At 61.0% G+C, this 17,442-nt stretch carries 19 protein-coding genes; all 19 read right to left on the minus strand.

Features of this window, described 5'->3' with window-relative positions; translation table 11 throughout:
* Positions 1 to 12 precede the first annotated feature (12 nt).
* A complete protein-coding gene (locus tag HEP89_RS09545; RefSeq protein ID WP_168691896.1) occupies positions 13 to 948 on the minus strand; it encodes a fatty acid desaturase in 936 nt (311 codons plus the stop codon).
* 57 nt (positions 949 to 1,005) lie between these two features.
* Entirely contained in the window at positions 1,006 to 2,145 is a 1,140-nt protein-coding gene (locus HEP89_RS09550; RefSeq protein ID WP_077291497.1) for a cyclic nucleotide-binding domain-containing protein, read from the minus strand.
* Between the two features lie 9 nt (positions 2,146 to 2,154).
* Positions 2,155 to 2,784 (minus strand): hypothetical protein, encoded by a 630-nt coding sequence (locus tag HEP89_RS09555; protein ID WP_168691897.1) that lies wholly within the window; start codon positions 2,782 to 2,784, stop codon positions 2,155 to 2,157.
* Positions 2,785 to 2,926: 142 nt separating this feature from the next.
* Positions 2,927 to 4,045, minus strand: coding sequence for an acyltransferase (locus tag HEP89_RS09560; RefSeq protein ID WP_062486471.1), 1,119 nt, complete (start codon positions 4,043 to 4,045; stop codon positions 2,927 to 2,929).
* 158 nt (positions 4,046 to 4,203) lie between these two features.
* Positions 4,204 to 5,124, minus strand: a complete 921-nt coding sequence (locus HEP89_RS09565; RefSeq protein WP_168691898.1) for an NAD-dependent epimerase/dehydratase family protein — start codon at positions 5,122 to 5,124, stop codon at positions 4,204 to 4,206.
* A 163-nt stretch (positions 5,125 to 5,287) separates the two neighbouring features.
* Positions 5,288 to 5,908 carry a DsbE family thiol:disulfide interchange protein gene (locus HEP89_RS09570; protein ID WP_023002741.1) on the minus strand — a complete coding sequence of 207 codons (621 nt, stop codon included), beginning with the start codon at positions 5,906 to 5,908 and terminating at the stop codon, positions 5,288 to 5,290.
* Positions 5,905 to 6,087, minus strand: a complete 183-nt coding sequence (ccmD, locus tag HEP89_RS09575) for a heme exporter protein CcmD (RefSeq protein WP_023002742.1) — start codon at positions 6,085 to 6,087, stop codon at positions 5,905 to 5,907. The genes HEP89_RS09570 and ccmD overlap by 4 nt, the downstream gene beginning before the upstream one ends.
* Before the next feature lie 5 nt (positions 6,088 to 6,092).
* The gene (locus HEP89_RS09580; RefSeq protein WP_023002743.1) at positions 6,093 to 6,860 is read right to left on the minus strand and encodes a heme ABC transporter permease; all 768 of its coding nucleotides are present in this window, start codon (positions 6,858 to 6,860) and stop codon (positions 6,093 to 6,095) included.
* An 80-nt stretch (positions 6,861 to 6,940) separates the two neighbouring features.
* On the minus strand, positions 6,941 to 7,612 hold the full coding sequence (gene ccmB, locus HEP89_RS09585) for a heme exporter protein CcmB (protein WP_023002744.1): 672 nt from the start codon (positions 7,610 to 7,612) through the stop codon (positions 6,941 to 6,943).
* Positions 7,609 to 8,277 carry a heme ABC exporter ATP-binding protein CcmA gene (gene ccmA / locus HEP89_RS09590; RefSeq protein WP_353612767.1) on the minus strand — a complete coding sequence of 223 codons (669 nt, stop codon included), beginning with the start codon at positions 8,275 to 8,277 and terminating at the stop codon, positions 7,609 to 7,611. The genes ccmB and ccmA overlap by 4 nt, the downstream gene beginning before the upstream one ends.
* Positions 8,278 to 8,461: 184 nt before the next feature.
* Complete coding sequence (locus tag HEP89_RS09595) at positions 8,462 to 9,244, minus strand: hypothetical protein (protein WP_023002746.1); 783 nt, start codon at positions 9,242 to 9,244, stop codon at positions 8,462 to 8,464.
* A gap of 267 nt (positions 9,245 to 9,511) precedes the next feature.
* Entirely contained in the window at positions 9,512 to 10,402 is an 891-nt protein-coding gene (locus HEP89_RS09600; RefSeq protein ID WP_088665217.1) for a hypothetical protein, read from the minus strand.
* A 45-nt stretch (positions 10,403 to 10,447) separates the two neighbouring features.
* Positions 10,448 to 11,371 (minus strand): RDD family protein, encoded by a 924-nt coding sequence (locus HEP89_RS09605; protein WP_062486483.1) that lies wholly within the window; start codon positions 11,369 to 11,371, stop codon positions 10,448 to 10,450.
* Positions 11,368 to 12,363 (minus strand): stage II sporulation protein M, encoded by a 996-nt coding sequence (locus HEP89_RS09610; protein WP_062486486.1) that lies wholly within the window; start codon positions 12,361 to 12,363, stop codon positions 11,368 to 11,370. Before HEP89_RS09610 ends, HEP89_RS09605 begins: the two co-directional genes overlap by 4 nt.
* Positions 12,363 to 13,604, minus strand: a complete 1,242-nt coding sequence (locus HEP89_RS09615; protein WP_209014578.1) for a DUF58 domain-containing protein — start codon at positions 13,602 to 13,604, stop codon at positions 12,363 to 12,365. The genes HEP89_RS09610 and HEP89_RS09615 overlap by 1 nt, the downstream gene beginning before the upstream one ends.
* Positions 13,605 to 13,657: 53 nt before the next feature.
* Positions 13,658 to 14,614 carry a MoxR family ATPase gene (locus HEP89_RS09620; RefSeq protein ID WP_168691899.1) on the minus strand — a complete coding sequence of 319 codons (957 nt, stop codon included), beginning with the start codon at positions 14,612 to 14,614 and terminating at the stop codon, positions 13,658 to 13,660.
* Complete coding sequence (locus tag HEP89_RS09625) at positions 14,604 to 15,926, minus strand: hypothetical protein (RefSeq protein WP_168691900.1); 1,323 nt, start codon at positions 15,924 to 15,926, stop codon at positions 14,604 to 14,606. Before HEP89_RS09625 ends, HEP89_RS09620 begins: the two co-directional genes overlap by 11 nt.
* Complete coding sequence (locus HEP89_RS09630; protein WP_168691901.1) at positions 15,923 to 16,579, minus strand: DUF4129 domain-containing protein; 657 nt, start codon at positions 16,577 to 16,579, stop codon at positions 15,923 to 15,925. Before HEP89_RS09630 ends, HEP89_RS09625 begins: the two co-directional genes overlap by 4 nt.
* A gap of 142 nt (positions 16,580 to 16,721) precedes the next feature.
* Complete coding sequence (locus tag HEP89_RS09635; protein WP_168691902.1) at positions 16,722 to 17,111, minus strand: VOC family protein; 390 nt, start codon at positions 17,109 to 17,111, stop codon at positions 16,722 to 16,724.
* Positions 17,112 to 17,442: the final 331 nt, after the last annotated feature.

A 17,442-nucleotide genomic window follows, 5' to 3' on the forward strand; every position in this document is an offset into this window, starting at 1 on the left:
GGGCTTTCTAAATCAATGAAGAGAATTTGCAGGACGGCGCTTGGGTCCGCTGATCGCGGTCCAGAGCGAAATGATGCTGTCCCGGTACTCGGGAATGGTGCGCTTCAGCTCCTCGTGGAGCGCGGGCAGATTGTGATAGGGCACCCCGGGATACATGTGATGCGCCGTATGAAAGCGGAAGCCAACCGGCTGCACGATCAGGGCCAGCGGAGACTCAATCGTGAAGCTGTCGATCATCTGGTCTTCCCGTCCGGAGGTTTCGGCCAGGCGTTCCAGTTCATGTTCCAGCGGGATACGCGCGGTCAAAAGCGCCCAGCCCAGAACCAGGACGGCATAATAGAAAGGCAGCGCCGCGGGGAAGAAGATGATTGCCGCAATGAAGAGCGCGAGCGTAACCCGGGCGTGCCGGGTCACTTCGGCCTGCTGTTCCGGTGTCAGGGCGGAGCTGAGCGAAAAGCCGAGTTTCTCCGTCGCCCAGCGATCGAGCGCAGCTTCGACCCGGAACGCACCGAGCGCGGCGGTCACCGTCATCAGAAGGTTGGTAAAGGGCACCACAAAGGGGATCACGAGCAGAACCATGGCCATGGCAAACGCATTGCCGCGCACGAGCGGGTATTGCGGATCCTCGGGCGTTCCGAAAATGCCGAGCCGATGATGGGCCAGATGCGGCAGTTGAAACCGCAGCGGCGGAACCATCACGATGAGCGCCACTGTCCAGGTGTAGAGTGCCCGGAAACCGCGCAGCTTCTCGTCCTTGATGTGTACGATTTCGTGGCAGAAAAGTCCTGCGCGATGCAGGCCGAATGTCGCCAGCAACCAGGGCAGGATAACCATCGGCCAGGAGGCGTTCAGACCCCACGCAAACCCGACGACAAAAAGCGCCAGATAAAAGCAGAAATCGCGATAGTAGATGGCTGGTCGCGGTATGAAATAGTCACGGGCAATCATGTCGTTCCAACCTTCAGCGATAGGGTCGAGCAAGCAGCACTAGCTTAGGCTTGCGTCTCAGATCAAGCCTGTATTGAAGGCCGCGACACCCATCATGTAGTGAATCAGGATCACACCGGCGATGTTCTGATGCCTGATGTAGATCCAGCCGAAGATAAATCCGGTGCCGATTGTCATCAGCACGGCCGGAATGCCGAAATGAAGGTGGAACATTCCGAACAGCACCGAGGCGAGAAGGACCGACCGCCATTTGCCCTGGTCTCCCAGGAAACGCTGGAAGGAAGACTGCAGAAAGCCCCTGGCGATGATTTCCTGCAAGGCACTGTGAAGAAAGTAGCTCAGTGTTCCCAGCAGGTTGAAGGGCAGTGGCTTGCCGGGCAGCGCGTCGAAATATTTGAGCACTGCCGCCAGTCCCCAGGCAAAGATACAAAGCCCGACCGAAATGATCGCGCCCTCGATCAGGGATTTCTTCAGGCCGACGGTTGTCAGTCCGAGCGCCGAAATCGAAATGCCCATGTGCCGGATGACAAAGAGGCTTGGCACCATCAGGATGGCGAGATACTGCCAGGCGAAGACTTCGGTGTAGACGTCCACGTTGACGATCGTCCGCGCCAACACGTTGTTCACCAGCGTGCCGATGGACATCATGATCAGCGAATAGACGAAAAACTTGCCGAACTGCTGCTGTTCGTTCCGAAGGTCCAGTTCACGCTGCAGGGCTGCGACATGCTCCTGCGTGGAGGCGCGCATGCGCCGTGTCACGAAGGATGCCAGAGCCCCTTTGAATTCTGCAAGTCTGGCTTCGCCATCGGCCAGTTCGAGGATCCGTTCCGGCTCGATTTCAAGCACGGCACCGGCTGTTTCAGCACGCACGGTTGCCGAGCGTGGTTCACCGTCAAGAAGCGCCATTTCGCCGAAAGGTTGCCCCGGCCCAATTTCCGCAACACGGTGGTCCGAGGCCGTGCCGTCGCCCTTGCGGTAAATGCCGAAGGTGCCTTCGAGAACGATGTAGAGCCCGTCGCTTGTCTCACCCTCAACGATGACGTCCTGATGCGCCGCGACCGGCACCCTGCGCGAGGCCGCCCGTACCGCATCGGCGACCCGCTGCGGCATGAACTCCGTCATCCGATGAAAGATCGTTTCAAGATCTTCCGTTTCCTGGACCTTTTCTTCAACGGGGATGGAAGCCGTGCGCATGGGGTTACCCTACCTCGTGGTCCTGAACCAGCGGCCGCCGAAATACAGAAGCACGACGATCGGCATCAGCAGGACGTGATAGCTTCCATAGAGGCCAAGACCCCAGAACCCCGGGCTCTGCATCGGGATCATCGCTGATACACCCAGCGTGAGGAGAATGCCGGCGATCATCGGCAGCGTTCCCTTGTTCTGGCGGAACCGGACAACGCTCAGCACCAGCAGGAATATCAGGCCGATGGAATAATAGAGGATCACGGACAGAAAATCGTCGGAAGTCAGGATCATGAAGACCGGCCAGAGTGCGCCCAGCACGCCGGCAGCCACAAATCCCTGGCGCAGCGGCGAGGAAAGGTACTGAAAGCTGGCCGCGACGATCATGCTGAGACTGCCCAGAACGATGACGATGCGCGTTGCGATCACAAGCGGACGGTGCGCTTCGTGACCGATTGTTTCGAAAAACCCGTGGTCAATGGCACCCAGCATCGAGGCAAGCCCGATCAATGCCAGTGTCAGGCTCCAGATCCAGGCAGGTGAGAAGGTCTGAATGCCCGGACGCAGGCTCAGGCCGGCGAGAAAAAACAGCTCGCAGGCAAGGATCACATCAGTCAGGGCTGAAAGGACGAGTTCGGAAAGCAACAAGAATACTCATGGTTGGCGCCAATCTGACGGGTGGCGGCTGGCGGTATCCGGCCTGAAATTGGCCGGTTCGCCGCAATAATCCGTCGTCAGCATTGAGATTATGTTAAGCGGCTCGCCGCAGCGAGACGCGGAATTTGGTGCGTCAGGATGTTGCCTCGTTCGGTGTTTGTGCGGACCGCTTTCCCTTGACCCATGATTTCAGCGCCCGCTCCGCCGGCATCTCATAAATGCGGTAGAGGAAGATCGAAAACACTGCCGTGATGCACAGCGATACCGGAAAGAAAACGATATCCGCCGGGATGGACGGCCTGAGGAAGATGTTCATCAGGTGAAGCGACGGCTGGTGCACAAGATAGAAGGCGAAAGAGGCATTGCCGAGAAGCACGAGCGGGCGGGTTGAAAACACCCTTGTGAGTGCGGCGCCTTCCGTCAGATGTGCATAGAAGAACAGTGTGATGACCGGCAGGTAGAACAGGGAATAGCGGAAGGGATCCGGGACATCCGGTGCCAGCCACATCGCCAGGAACAGAAGAAGATAGCTGAGTGGCTGCACTGCGCCGGGCAGCCGGACGCCGCGACGCCAGACCTCATGCAGAACCATGCCGACCAGAAACTCCAGAATGCGGAAGCCGGGAAAGACATAGAACAGCCAATGCGAGAACGGGTATTTGCCGAAGAAGATCACATCGCCCAGGAATACCTGAACCAGCAGGGCGGAAACGAACACCACCACACCGAGCCCCAGTGTGACCGCCACAAGCTTTCGCGGTGAAAACGCAACCAGGCCGAAGAAGCACACATAGAAAAACATTTCATCCGACAGCGACCAGGACGGTGCGTTGAGAGAGAAATAGATCGAGGAAACCGGAATCCAGCTCTGCAGGTAGGTCAAATTCAGAACCGTCTTGATGACGCTGAATTCTTCCGAGTAGATCGCCTCGACCTGCATGATCGAGAAATAGAGAAACGGCAATCCTGTGAGGAAATGCAGAGGTGTCAGACGGGCAATGCGCAGCAGGAAGTAGTCGCGAAAGGACATCGTGCCGGCAAGGATTCTCGTCTTGTAGGACTGCGTCAGCACGAAGCCGGACAGGATGAAGAAGAAAGAGACGCCGACATAGCCCTGTTCGGCGATTGTCTTGACGAAGTCGCCGCTGGTATCCCAGCGGAAATGAACGCCAAATACCAGCAAGGCTGCGAAGAAGCGCAGTCCGGTCAGTTGTTCCAGTCGAACCTTTGCCGCGCCGTCGGTCACGTTCATGCGCAAATCATCCCCTCAATTAACCCAGGGACACTAATGACCGCAGGCTTCCGGGAAATCTATGCCAGCGTCGATTTTATTATGGGTAAATGAACTGATGCGGCGGGTCCGATTCAGTCAGTCGAAGATTTTCTGCAGGTTCCCGCGCCAACGGCACATCAAGGTGCGCTGTGCTGCTTCACCCATTCCCACGTTTCTCCGATGCCGCGCCGCAGGGGAACGGCAGGTTGCCAGCCGAATGTCGCTCGTGCCCTGGCAATATCCAGCACCACCCGTGGCACATCGAAGTTGCGGCCCGGCTTGTAGACAGGTTCCAGGGTGCGCCCTGTGGTTTGGCCGATGATGTCGACGACCTGCGAGATGGACGTGCCTTCACCACTTCCGGCGTTGAAGCTGCCGGACGCGCCGGAGATCAGGGCGCGATGGCACAGGTCGGCAATGTCTTCGACGTGAACGAAGTCGCGCACGACGCTGCCGTCCCCCCAGATTTCGATGGGGGCGTCCTCCGCCACCTTGCGCAGATAGGTTCCGATCACGCCCAGAAGGCCGACCTGTGCCTGGCGCGGTCCATAGATGTTCGCCGGACGAAGGGCGACGAACTCGAGCCCGTGGAGCTGTTGTTCCATGCGCAGGTACTGTTCGATCGCCAGCTTGACGATGCCGTAGGATGAGATCGGGTTCAGCGGATGATCTTCCGGCACCGGATCCTTTGTCGGGATGCCATAGACTGTGCCACCGGAGGAAAAGAAGACGAGTTTCCTCGTTCCGCTTGCCCGCATGGCTTCCAGAAGGTGAACCGTGGGAACGAGGTTGCCGGAGATGTCGGCGGCCGGATCGAGGTTCGAGGTCGAGGGAACGGTCGTGCTGGCCAGATGCACCACCGCATCCACACCGGACAGGGTGTCGGCGAGCCGGTGATAATCGGACAGGCTGTGGAAGACGTAGTCGACACCGGGAAGCGGCGGCCGATACAGTTCCGGCCGGGTGTCCATGACCCGCACCGACAGGCCTTGCTGAAGGCACTTGTCCACGACATGAGACCCGATGAACCCGCAGCCACCGATCACAAGTACTTTCAAGACGGGCCTCTCCGGAATCGGCTGAAAAAGATGATCCGGACTTTAGAACGGCCCCGTGGCGATTTGTAAATGGGGCTTGGCCGGTTCGCCGTTGTCACCGCAAACAATCAGCGGGGACAATGGCCTGCGCAGGTGACAGGCAGGCACCACAAGGTTGGCAAGATCAGGATTTGTTGCCGTCCATGATCTTCTGCAGTTCCGGCAGGAAGACGTCGTAATAGCTTTCGGGGCTCAGCGGACCGATGAACTTATACCGGATCGTGCCTTCGCCATCGACGACGAAGGTTTCCGGCACACCGTAGACACCCCATTCGATCGCAGTGCGGCCACCGGTATCAGCGCCGACGCGCTGATACGGATTGCCGAGACTGCCCAGGAAGCGGCGCGCGTTTTCCGGCTTGTCCTTGTAGTTGATACCGAGAAGCTGGATGCCTTCGACCTTTGCCAGCTCTTCCAGAAGCGGGTGCTCCTGGCGGCAGGGCACGCACCAGGATGCAAACACATTGACGACGGAAACCTTGCCGATGAGATCCTGACGGGAAAACCCGGCAACGGCGGTGTCACCATCGGTGAGGCCTTCAACCGGCGGCAGGTCGAATTCCGGCGCCGGCTTGTTGATCAACGCAGAGGGAATTTTTTGCGGATCGCCGCCGAGGGTCAGCTGAAACAGGAACAGGGCGGCGAGCGCTGCGAACACCACCAAGGGCAGCAGCACCAGAACCGGGAAACCGCGTTTGGCAGTCTGCTGCCCGTGTCGGCCGGCACCGGTATCGTGGGACGTCATGAGCTTGCTTTTCCTTCACCGGCCGGCCGGGCGCGGGAAATGCCCCGGGCTGCCAGGTCCTTGAGGGCTTTTTCCTGTTGGGCCTTGTCGATGCGCACCCAGGCGATCAGTCCGATGACCGTGAAGAGGCAAAGGCCGTAGGACGCCCAGATGAAGCCAGCGTGTGGGCCTAGATCCATGAGAATTACTCCGCAGGCTGAGCCGTGGCTGCCGCTGTGCCTGGCTGGGCAGCGCTGGCTGCGCGCAAGCGCAGGGCACGCACGCGGCGGCGCAGGATCTCGTTACGCATTGCCATCAGATGCAACACGAAGAACAGCAGCGTAAAGGCGATCGCCATGACCAGCAGGGGCCAGAGAATGTCCGGATGAATGGTCGGGCCGTCCATGCGCATGACGCTTGCCGGCTGGTGAAGCGTATTCCACCAGTCGACCGAAAACTTGATGATCGGCAGGTTCAGCGCGCCGACGAGCGTCAGCACGGCTGCCGCCTTGCCGGCCTTGATCGGATCTTCCATCGTGCGCCACAGCGTCATCAGGCCGAGATACATGATCAGGAGGACCAGGACCGACGTCAGTCGCGCGTCCCAGACCCAATAGGTGCCCCACATGGGCTTGCCCCAGAGCGATCCGGTCACGAGTGCCATGAAGGTGAAGGCCGCGCCGATGGGGGCCGCGCTCTTGGCGGAAACATCCGCCAGCGGGTGTTTCCACACAAGGGTGCCAAGTGAGGACAGCGCCATCACGGAATAGCACATCATGCTGAGCCAGGCGGCCGGCACGTGGATATACATGATCCGCACGGTGTCGCCCTGCTGATAATCTTCAGGCGCAACGAAGAAGCTCATGTAGAGCCCGGCGGCGAACGCAATGACGCACAAGCCGATAAGCCAGGGCAGAACCACCTGGACCAGCCTCAAAAATCGCGTCGGATTTGCATAATCCCAAATTGCCATGGAACCGTTCTAATCTAGAGCGTTGTCCGCTTCAATGGACGAGTATGCCGCAGGGTGCATTGCGCGGTGTCAAATTGCCGTCAATCTCCTGCAAACCGGAGCGCCGCGGCAGCGGCAAGCGGGCCGATCACCGCCGCAATCAGCGACAGCGAACACAGGATCAGGAACGGCGTCAGAAACGGCACGGGATCATGAATAGCGGCATCCGCGGCACTGACGCCGAAAATCAGCACGGGAATGGCCAGCGGTATCACCAGCACTGCCAGCAGAAGACCGCCTCGGCGCAACGAGACGGTGAGGGCCGCGCCGATGGCGCCGATCAGCGTCAGGGCCGGTGTGCCGACCAGCAGCGTGAGCGTGACGGCTCCCGTGGCGACGGGGTCGAGATTGAGAAAGATGCCGAGCAGGGGGGCGGCGATCACCAGCGGCAGGCCCGTTGCGACCCAGTGCGCCAGGCACTTGATCAGCACAAGCAGTTCCAGCGACCGTCCGGCCATCAGCATCAGGTCCAGCGTTCCGTCCTCCCGATCAGCCTGAAACAGCCTGTCCAGTCCGAGGAGCGTCGCCAGCAGCGCGCCAATCCACAAGATGGCAGGACCGATGCGGGAAAGCAGGTTCAGATCCGGACCGACGCCGAAGGGAATGACGGTGACAACGGCCAGGAAGAACAGCACACCGACAAGCGCGCTGCCGCCGACGCGCACAGACAGCCGAAGATCTCGCCGAAACAGCACAACAGCCCAGGAACTCATGCGGGCAGATCCTCCTCGTGCAGCGAAACGGGTTCAGCGGTGCGCAGATGCAGGATCTTGGTTTTGGCAAGTGCCAGATCGGTGTGGGTAGCAGTTATGATCATGCCGCCGGCGGACAGATGTCCGTTCATCAGGTCCAGAAGCTGGCCTTCCGATGCCTTGTCCAGCGCCGATGTCGGCTCATCCATCAGCCAGATCGGCCGGGGCGTGACCAGAAGCCGGGCAAGGGCCAGGCGCCTCGTCTGACCGGCGGAGAGAAATCCTGCCGGCAGGTCTGTCGTGTGGCCTATGCCGAGGAGATCAAGCGCTTCCTCGGGAGACATTGCCGTTGCGCCAAAGACAGATGCCGAAACCGGTGAGGTGAAGCCTTGCCAGAACGTCAGGTTTTCCAGCACCGAAAGCGCCGCCTTGACTGCGTTCTGATGGCCGAAATAATGGGCGTGTTCAGCCGGTGACCGGTCGGTTTCTCCCTGTTCCAGCCGAAGCGTGCCGCCAGCCAGCGCGACAAGACCTGCCAGCGTCCGCAGCAGCGACGACTTGCCGATGCCGTTCGCGCCCGTCACGACCAGCGCCGTGCCGGAGGGAAGATCAAAGGACAGGTCCTGAAACACCCGGCGTCCGCCGCGATCGATGGTCAGGTTTTCGGCAATCAGTCTCAGGGGAATGCTCCGGCGGCAGGTTGGGTTGAACCTTGTTAGTTGGCCGCACTGTTATGATGCAAGGAAAATTCCCCGCCTTGTCTTTGCTCAAAGACAAAACACCCGGGGCTTGCCCCGGGTGCTTTGGTGTCCGGACCCGCTTGCCGGACAATTTCAAAAAGCAGCGCGGTTTGCCCGCGTTGCAGGGCGATCAGTCGAACACAGATGCGATCTGGTCGACGCTGACGCCTTCCTTGATTTCACGCAGGCGCGCATAAATCAGTGCGACAAGGATACTCAGGAAACCTGCGCCGACTGTGGAAATGGCAGCGAACAGGATGATGCCGATGACCATGCCGATGCTGCCGGCCGAGGCCACGAGGCCGACGACGAACAGAGCGACGATGTTGATGATGGTGGCACAGATGATGGCCAGTACCAGCGCACCCAGGATCGGCCAGCGGTATTCCTTGGTGAGATACTTGCTGCGGCCAAGACCGCCGAAGCCGGCGCGTTCAATCACCACGGCCGGTGCCATGACGGCGAATACCGCATAGACCCAAAGGCCAGGAACGACCAGCAGGACCAGGCCGATACCAACCAGGATCGAGACGACGATCGAAAGGATCGCCAGCGGCACGACAGCACTCAGGGCCGGACCGAAGTAACGGCCAAGCTGTACCGGGCGCGACAGCTTCGCGTCATAGGCAAGCTGCACCAGAAGCGCGGTGGTGATGGAATAGACCACCATGCTGACGAGGATTGACAGCACGTTGGCAACAGCGCTGCCAGGGCCGGTGAACTCCTGCGGCTGGATGCCGAGTGCGGCACCGAAGCCGACCAGCAGGCCGGAAATCAGGAAGCCGATCAGGTTCGGCACGAAGCCTACGATGACGACCTGAATGAAATGCTTGAGGAGGATCGAGAAGCTCTCGCCGATGATGGAGCCAACGCCAAGGGAGGCCGTGGGCTGGCTTAGGGTCGTGTCGGTCATTCAATTGCTCCGTAAAACTTCCAATAGTTTTTTCAAAAGTGGTTATCTAATTCCAGCCCACATACCGACGAACGCTGCCCGCCAAACGGGAGGAGCGACGATCATCCGCCTGAAGCCGTGGACTGTCCGAAAACCGGTAGATCCCGATCGCATGAGCATCTTGCCCGCCCTCTGCCGAAGACAGTTACTCTTGCGATTTTTCACCATAAATCCTTCTGCAGCAGGTCACAAGCGGGGCCGAGCGCGGAAGTTCAACCCTCCTGACACTCAGTCGAAGACATCGGCGACCTGGTCAACGCTGATACCTTCCTTGATTTCGCGCAGTCGCGCGTAAACCAACGTGGCAAGAATTGCCAACGGTCCGCTTGCCAGCGCGTTGGTTGCGGCAAAGACGGGCAGGGCCCAGACGTAACTTCCCTCACGGGCGAGAAGCTCCACTGGAAAAGCGCCGGCAATCGTGACAGCCAGCGAGCAAAGCCAGACCGGCAGCAGTGCGCCGGCAATCTGCCAACGATAGGTTTTCGTCAGCGCCCAGCTGCGGCTCATGCCGCTGAAGCCAATCCGTTCAATGACGACAGCGGGGGCCAGAACCGAGAAGACCGAACATCCCCACAGGGCGACAAAAGGAAGAACCGCAAGCGCCGTGATGGAAATCAGGGTCGTATTCACGAAGATTGCGATGAAGACCAGCGGCAGCGCAATGCACACGAAGATGACGACCAACAGCCCGTTTTGCAGGCAGATCGGTGCGCTGGCCTTGAGGGCCGGGAGCAAATAGCGGGAAATCGAGACCGGGCGGTTCAACCGGGCGTCATAGGTCAGCTGGGCGAGAAAGGCCGCAGTCACGGCAAAAACGATCACATCGACAAAGGCCGTCGCAAGGTCGACGAGGCCGGCCAGGTCGCTGGTGTCGTCCGTTTCCAGATTGAGCGCGGCATCGACGCCGACAAGCGATCCAGCCAGCAGAGCGCCCAGGAGGCTGACTACAAAACCGATCGCAAGCACCGGCACAAGATTCCGGATCGTGATGGAAAAACTGGTTCCTATCAGCGCGCCGATCCCAAGTGACTGCCGGACATGGCGCCCCTGCGACCCCTCGGACTGGCCAACCCGATCAAGGAAATAGGCTCTGAGGCTATGATTATCCTGTTTCTGCAATCTGGCTGATCCACTTGATGACTGGAGCCGGAGAGGGCGAAAGGTCTATTTTTCCTCACCGGATTGGGCGTAGTGCTTGTTTTCCCGCTTGTCGCCGAACAGCTGGCGTTGCTCGAGATGTTCCCGCTGGGCGTTGTAGAACGCCTGCAGGAACGGCATACGATCCACCGGAGGAACCGGAGCGGCATAGCCGATCTTCTTGCGGATCTTTTCCACGATGGCTTCCAGGGTGGCGTTCCGCTGGTGGGCAGCTTCGGCTCCGGACGGTGTATTCTGGCCACGCAGCAGCGTTTCCAGTGTCTGCAGTTCGAAGGCGCCGTAGTGGTCGAGCTGATGGGACAGGAAGACGAATTTCTTGCGTGCAGTCCCGGTCGCGACCGTCTCGCTGGCCAGATCCTTCAAAAGCACCGGTACCGGCAGGTGGATGACATGGGTGCCTGCCATCATGTCGCCCAGCCGGCGCCGGTAGCGGTTGAACAGGGGGATCATCAGCGACATGGCAACCCAGGCAAAAGCGGCGAGCGAGGCAAGCGGCGTTGCCGAATCCAGCGTCAGCAGAAGCGTCCCGGGCAGGAAGATCTCCGCCTCCTTCATCAGGTTGCGCAGGACAAGAGCGCGGGCGGTCAGTGGTCCGCCGTCATGGGAAACCACCTTGATCTTCATCAGCCGTTTCCCGAGGGTCTGGCCGTTCCAGGCCAGTTCGGCCAGCACATAGTAGGGAACCCGGATCAGGAAGAACAGCAGGGCGGCGATGGCCATCAGTGTCTGCGGTGTCGTCAGGTTGATCAGAGCGAGCAGGATCACCAGGCAGGTCGCGGCAATCGCGGTCAGGATGATATCGATGAGCTGGGCAGAAAAGCGCACCCCAACACCCGCGATGGGCAGCGTCAGTGCAACGCCCTCCGGCGGCACAAGCGTTGACGCCGGTGGCCGGTCGGTCTTGGTTCGTTTCCAGAAACGCACTCTCATCGCCGGCTCCGGCCTCCCAACAGGAACCAGGACAGCCAGAGCGCACCGATCCCCCAGCCGATGATCAACCGGGCCTCAAGGCTTTGCACCAGTTGCCGGCCGAAGCCTTCCAGAAGTGCGGCCGCCACCAGCATGATGGCTGCGACAATCGCCAGTTTCACGGCATCGCGACCGGCTTCGCGCAAGGCAACGCTGCGCGATCTGTCACCTGGAAAAAGCACCGCGGCCCCCAGTTGCAACCCGCCACCGCAGGCAATGCAGATGGCAGAGATTTCGGTGACGCCATGGATCGACAGCCAGCCGACGAGATCGAGACCCAGGCCCCGGTCGACGTGAAGGGCGAGGAAGGCACCCAGCGACAGGCCGTTATAGAATGTCAGCAAGACGGCAGGGGCGCAGGCAAAGACACCAAGACCGAAAACGAAGATCGCGATGCGGGTGTTGTGGGAAAACAGATAGGTCGCGAAGGCACCGAGCCCGCTTGCCTGGTCGGTGCCGTAGATCACCGAGCGCAGGGATTCCGTGGTCGCGTCCGGCCCACGGTTGCCTGCAAGTTCGGCCGGCATCATCACGTAGAACCAGTCGTTGTTCTCGAAATAGAGCAGATAACCCGTGAGGGCGCCAAGCGCCATGCACAGGAATCCGATCAGAATGTAGAACCAGGACCGGCGCATCGCCCGTGGCGCACCCTCCCTCAGGAAGTGCTCCAGCAGGCCCCCAAGCCGTTCCTGCGGGGCGTAGACGCACAGATATGCCCGGGCCGTGAGCGCTTCCAGATAGCCGAGCAGGGCCTTGTCGAGCGAGATTTCGCGGGCAATCGCGAGCGAGGTCGTCGCCTGCCGGTAAAGAGAGGCAAGATCTCGGGTCTCCGCGAATTCCATATGCTGAAGGCCCTGGCCTTCGGCCTTGCGAACCAGGGTTTCCAGCCTCTGCCAGTCGGCTTCCCGCTCCTTTCGGAACCGGGCGGAGCGCATCAGATCCTGTGTGTCCATCAGATCAGCTCCCGGGCCTTGATTTCAAGATAGGCGGAAATCAGCCGCGCGGTCACGGCATTCGGTTTGGCGTCGACGATGGTAACGCCCATTCGGGACAGTTTTTCGAACACCAGGCGGCGTTCATTGAGTGCCTGGTTGGCGGCGACAAGCGTGGCCGCGCCATCAAGATCTCCCGGTGCCGTTTCCACCAGCTTCTCAAGGTCGGGATCGCGGATTGCGACGAAAATCAGCAGGTGCCGCTTGGCAAGGATGCCGATGTTCTCCACCAGCAACTCGGCCGATGTGGTGTCGACGAAATCAGTGAAGATGATCAGCAGGCTGCGTTTGGGCGTCCGGGCGTTCAACTCGGTGAGCGCGAGGGTGTGGTTGGTTTCGCGGCTGACATAGGAAAGCTCCGCCGTCCAGCTGCGCAGCCGTGCAAACGCCGTCCTGCCCGGAGCGGGTGCGGAGAAGGTGCGCGGTTTGACGTCGTAGGAATAATAACCGACCAGATCACCGCCAATGGCAGCCGCCCAGGCGGTCGCCAGCGCTGCGGTCACGGCGTGGTCGATCTTCGGCAGGCCGCCGATCTCCTCGCGCATCAGATAGCCGTTGTCGAGTGCGACAATGACATGGTGATTTCGCTCGGCGCGCAATTCCTTGGCGACCAGAGATCGCCGTCGGGCTGACCGCTTCCAGTCGATCGTCTTGATGTCCATGCCCTGGACGAAATCCCGCAGTTGCTGGAATTCCGATCCTTCACCGACAGCGCGGTTTTCCTTCACGCCGTAAAGCGTCGACAGAACGGTGGTGGTGATCTGCCCGGACTGCACCATGCGGATGTTCGGGACCACGCGGATTTCCGCCCCGACGGCCAGTTTCGGCACGAACTCCAGCAGTTTGAGGCGCGAGTGCCAGGATAGCCAGAGTTGGTCCACGCGCCAGACCCCACGCCGGATCGCCCGGCAGGCAACCTCCGCCCGCGAGCCGCCGTCCGCCGCCGGGGTAAACGCGAATTCCGCGTCGCCGCCGAGGCCTTCCGGCCAGTCCAGTTTCGCTCGCAGGGCCAAGGGCGCCTGGGCAAGTTCCAGTTGAAGCTTTGCCGTCTCGCCGACAAATACTTCCGCCGGAGCCTCGAACGTCAGGTTCTGCGGTCGCCGGAGTGACATGGCCATGTCGATGACGACCAGAAGCACGAGCACGATCCAGGGAACCGCGCCGATTTCACGCGCAGCACCCCCGGTGACAACCGTGATCACCGAGATGGCCAGAGCCAATGCGCCAAAGGCGAGCAGTCGTTTGGACGGCCGGATCAGCGGGGAGCCTCGATCTGGTTGAGGATGTTTTCCAGGACCTGCGCCGGGCTGCGGCCTTCGATTTCCGCCGCCGGGCCGAGAACGATCCTGTGGCGGAGGGCCGGTACGAACAGGCGTTTGACGTCGTCGGGAATGGCGTAATCGCGTCCATTGAGCGCCGCTGTTGCCCGTGCCGCACTTGCCAGCGCGTCGGCCGCGCGGGTCGAGGCACCGAAGGCGATCTCGGAGCTCTGGCGGGTCGCGCGGATCAGGCGCAGGATATAGGCGAGGATGTCATCCTTCAGAATGATGCTGTCGACCAGCGCCCTTGTTTCCTCAAGTGTGGTGGAATCGAGCACCTTGGACAGCGTGGCGGTTTCCATGCCGGCTTCCAGCGGCTTGTCCGCATGCTGGCGCAGGATCGCCATCTCGATGTCTTCGGGCGGGAAGTCGATCACCAGCTTGAACAGGAACCGGTCGAGCTGGGCTTCCGGCAGGGGATAGGTGCCCTGCTGCTCGATGGGGTTCTGCGTTGCCACGACAATGAATTCCCGTCCGAGGGAATGATCCGTGCCGTCGATGCTGACCATGCGTTCGCTCATGGCCTGTAGCAGGGCGGCCTGGGTCTTGGGCGGGGCGCGGTTGATTTCGTCGGCCAGCAGCACCTGAGAGAACACGGGTCCCTTGGTCAGCACGAAGGTGTTGGTGCGGAAATCGAAGATCGAGGTGCCGAGCACGTCGCCGGGCATCAGGTCCGGCGTGAACTGGATACGGCCGAAATCGAGTGCCAGAGCCGCCGAGAAACTGCGGGCAAGCAGCGTCTTGGCGGTGCCGGGAGGGCCTTCCAGCAGCACGTGGCCGCGGGCAAACAAGGCGATCAGCAACAGGTCGATGATGTCGTCCTGACCGAGTACGGTTCGGCCGATCTCCGTCCGCAAGGCATCGGTCCGTTCGCGCAGCGCTTCAAGCGTCATGGGTTATTTGCTCCAATACCTGTTCCAATTGGTCGATTTGCTGGATGGCTTCCGTAGCCGGAAGCCGGGCAGGCAGTTTTCGTATGTCGGCCAGGATCGCGCGCAGGCGCGGTGCAAGGGCCGGATGCCGACGTTCGGTGTAGGTCAGGAAGGCGTCTTCCCCGGCATAGTGGCGCGCATGGGCTGGACCGAACAGCGCAGAGGCCGTCGCCGAAATACGGGCGGTCGCATATTCGCGAATGAGAGCGCCATCCTGCCCGGAAAGCCGCATCAGCCTTGCGCGCGCCTGGACCGCCAGATCCTTGCCGGCGCCAGGTCCCGCCTCTTCGTCGCGGATGGGGCCGTAGCGGATGAAGCTGCGCCAGAGCGCCAGCCCCAGCAACAGTGCCGTGCCGAGCCACAGGGTCAGGAAGGGCGGTCCGAAGAAACGGAGCAGATCTTCCCAGGTGCGCTCGCGCTTGGGTTCGTTCACGGGATCGCGCAGCCAGGAAGAGCGGCTGTAGTCGATGACGATATTCCGGGTGCCGGCCTTTTCGGTCAGAACATCAAGGGCAATGCCGGCATTGTCGCCCAATCGCAGGCCATGGTTGTTGATCAGGTCCGGATCGGACAGCACCAGAATACGATCCTGTTCGCCGTCACCGGCATCGGCGAGCGGGCAATCGGCCAGCAGCATTGCGCCGGTGTCACCGACGATCGGGCGGCAGGCCTCGTTGGCGAAGGTCTGGGCGGCGTAGATCTCCGCCCGCAAGGGCTCGCCTTGCTGTGACTGGTGCCGGAAGTCGGAGAAGGGCCGACTTGCGGCGGCAATTTTCGTGCCGCTGGTGCCGGTCACCTTGTTGACGATTGTCTGAAGACGGTCCGCCTCAACCTTCAGGAAAGGGTGGGCAAGGCCTGTCAGGCGCATGCCGCTGCGCCATTTCGGCAGCACAAGCAGCGTTGGAACACGCTCGGCCTTTTCCAGGACGACCGCGGTCGCCAGATCGTATTCATCCTGCTGCAGCAGCAGTTCTTCCTTGGTGCGCGGGCTGCTGCGTTCGCTGTCCGGCAGCGTATCGTAGAGCGGTACCACCAGCAGGCCGACCGCTGTCTGGTCCATCAGCCAGCCGCCGGCGAAATTCTGCGCACTGGCCCCATTTGTCGCCAGCCAGACCTGCAGGCCGTCCAGCCCGGCGGGCGAGCGGCGCAAGACCTGCTGGCGCTGGGACAGGATGTACCAGCCGGCTATCAGAACCGCGACGCAGATCAGTGCGATGACGGCGGTTTCCAGGCTCGGGCCCTTGGGCCGCGTATTTGCAGCGCTCTCGCTCATGCCGCCTCCGGGCCCAGCAGGTAGCGGCAGTTCGCAACGTGGTCGTTGAACTCGTCTTCGCTGACGTTCCTGCCGCCGAATTGCACTCGTTCGGCCATGGTCACGAGCTTGCGCAGCAGTTCCCTCGCCTGGCTTTCGGGCAACTGGCGCAAGGCGTCGCGTGCCGTCCAGCTGCGCTGCATCAGGATGCCGTTGGCTGCAATGGCGGTGGCCAGCACCTTTTGCGTCAGCAGCACAAGCGCCCTCTGTCGGTCTTCCATGCGCAGGATCTCGTCAAGCGGGGCGAGTTTTTCCGCCCAGATCGGGGCCTGTCCGCGGATTCGGGGGCGGGTGCTGTCGGGGTTGCCGGCCTCCCGGCCTAGCGACACCGTGAACCGTCCACCGAAGCGCAGGAAGAAATAGGCAACGGCAACAAGGATGCCGCCTACGATCAGGCCCGGAATCCAGCGGTTGTCGATGGTCGGGTCTGCCTGATCCGCCGCAGGCTTCGGCGGTTCCTGGGTTGTGTCCAGTTTGGGGGGCGGTGCGGAGGGGTCGAAATAGGCCACGTCCGTATCGATCCCGCGCAGACGGATTGCACGCAGGTATTCCGTGCCCGAGTCGCCGATTTCAAGCGGTTCCTGAACGGCTTCTTGTGCATATGAGTGGAGCAATGTCCCTGAAAGGATCAATAAAAAACAGACGATCAAAAATCGGCGCATGACGGGTTTATTAGCGGCTCGGTCTAAGCTTCGCAACCGACAGCTGCTGCCAGGGTTCCGTTAGGATCTCGCTCCCCGTTTTTACCCAGGGCATTCACTGCCCGATCCGCTCCAGATGCTCGCCGAAATGGAGCATGTTCCCGTCCGGGTCCCTTGCGCCGAATTCGCGCATGTCCCAGGGCCGGTCGGTGAGTGCCTCGGCGATATCGGCGCCCGCTTCTGTCACCGAGGTGTAATAGCCGTCGATCCCGGCCACGAAGCAATAGGCCGTCGCCGGATGCCGTCCGGCCCCGGCCGACAGATGCAATTCGACATGGTCCCGGCACAAAATGGCATAGCGGACGGGCTCGGCCTCCGTATCCGCCCATTCGAACCGGCTCTCGAACAGGAGCCTGTTCCGGTAATAGGCGACAGCCGCCTTCAGGTCGGAAACCGGAAAGACCGGAGCGATATTGGAGAGATGCGGTGGTTTGGTATCTGGCATGAGTAAACCTCCGGAACTGCCTGAGGTTGAGCCTGACGGACTTTTCCACCAGTGGCAAATAACAAAAGCGCCCTGCAGGGTCCGCGGCCAGGCGACTAACTCTCGGCTGGTCATTCCGGACGGTCTGCAGCGTAGCTGCATGGCCCGATCCGGGATCCAGTGAATCAGCGTGAGCGAAAGCGAGCGCAAACTCAAACAAGCATCCGACACTTAAAAAGACGCGCCTGCGGCGCGAAGCATGCGCTGGGTTCCGGATCAGCGCGCAGCTTCGCTGCACTTGTCCGGAATGACCCACCGGGGGGTGTTATCCAAAAAAACGGGCCCCTCAGGG

It is taken from the genome of Labrenzia sp. 5N, assembly GCF_012395805.1.
Taxonomy (GTDB): Bacteria; Pseudomonadota; Alphaproteobacteria; order Rhizobiales; family Stappiaceae; genus Roseibium; species Roseibium algicola.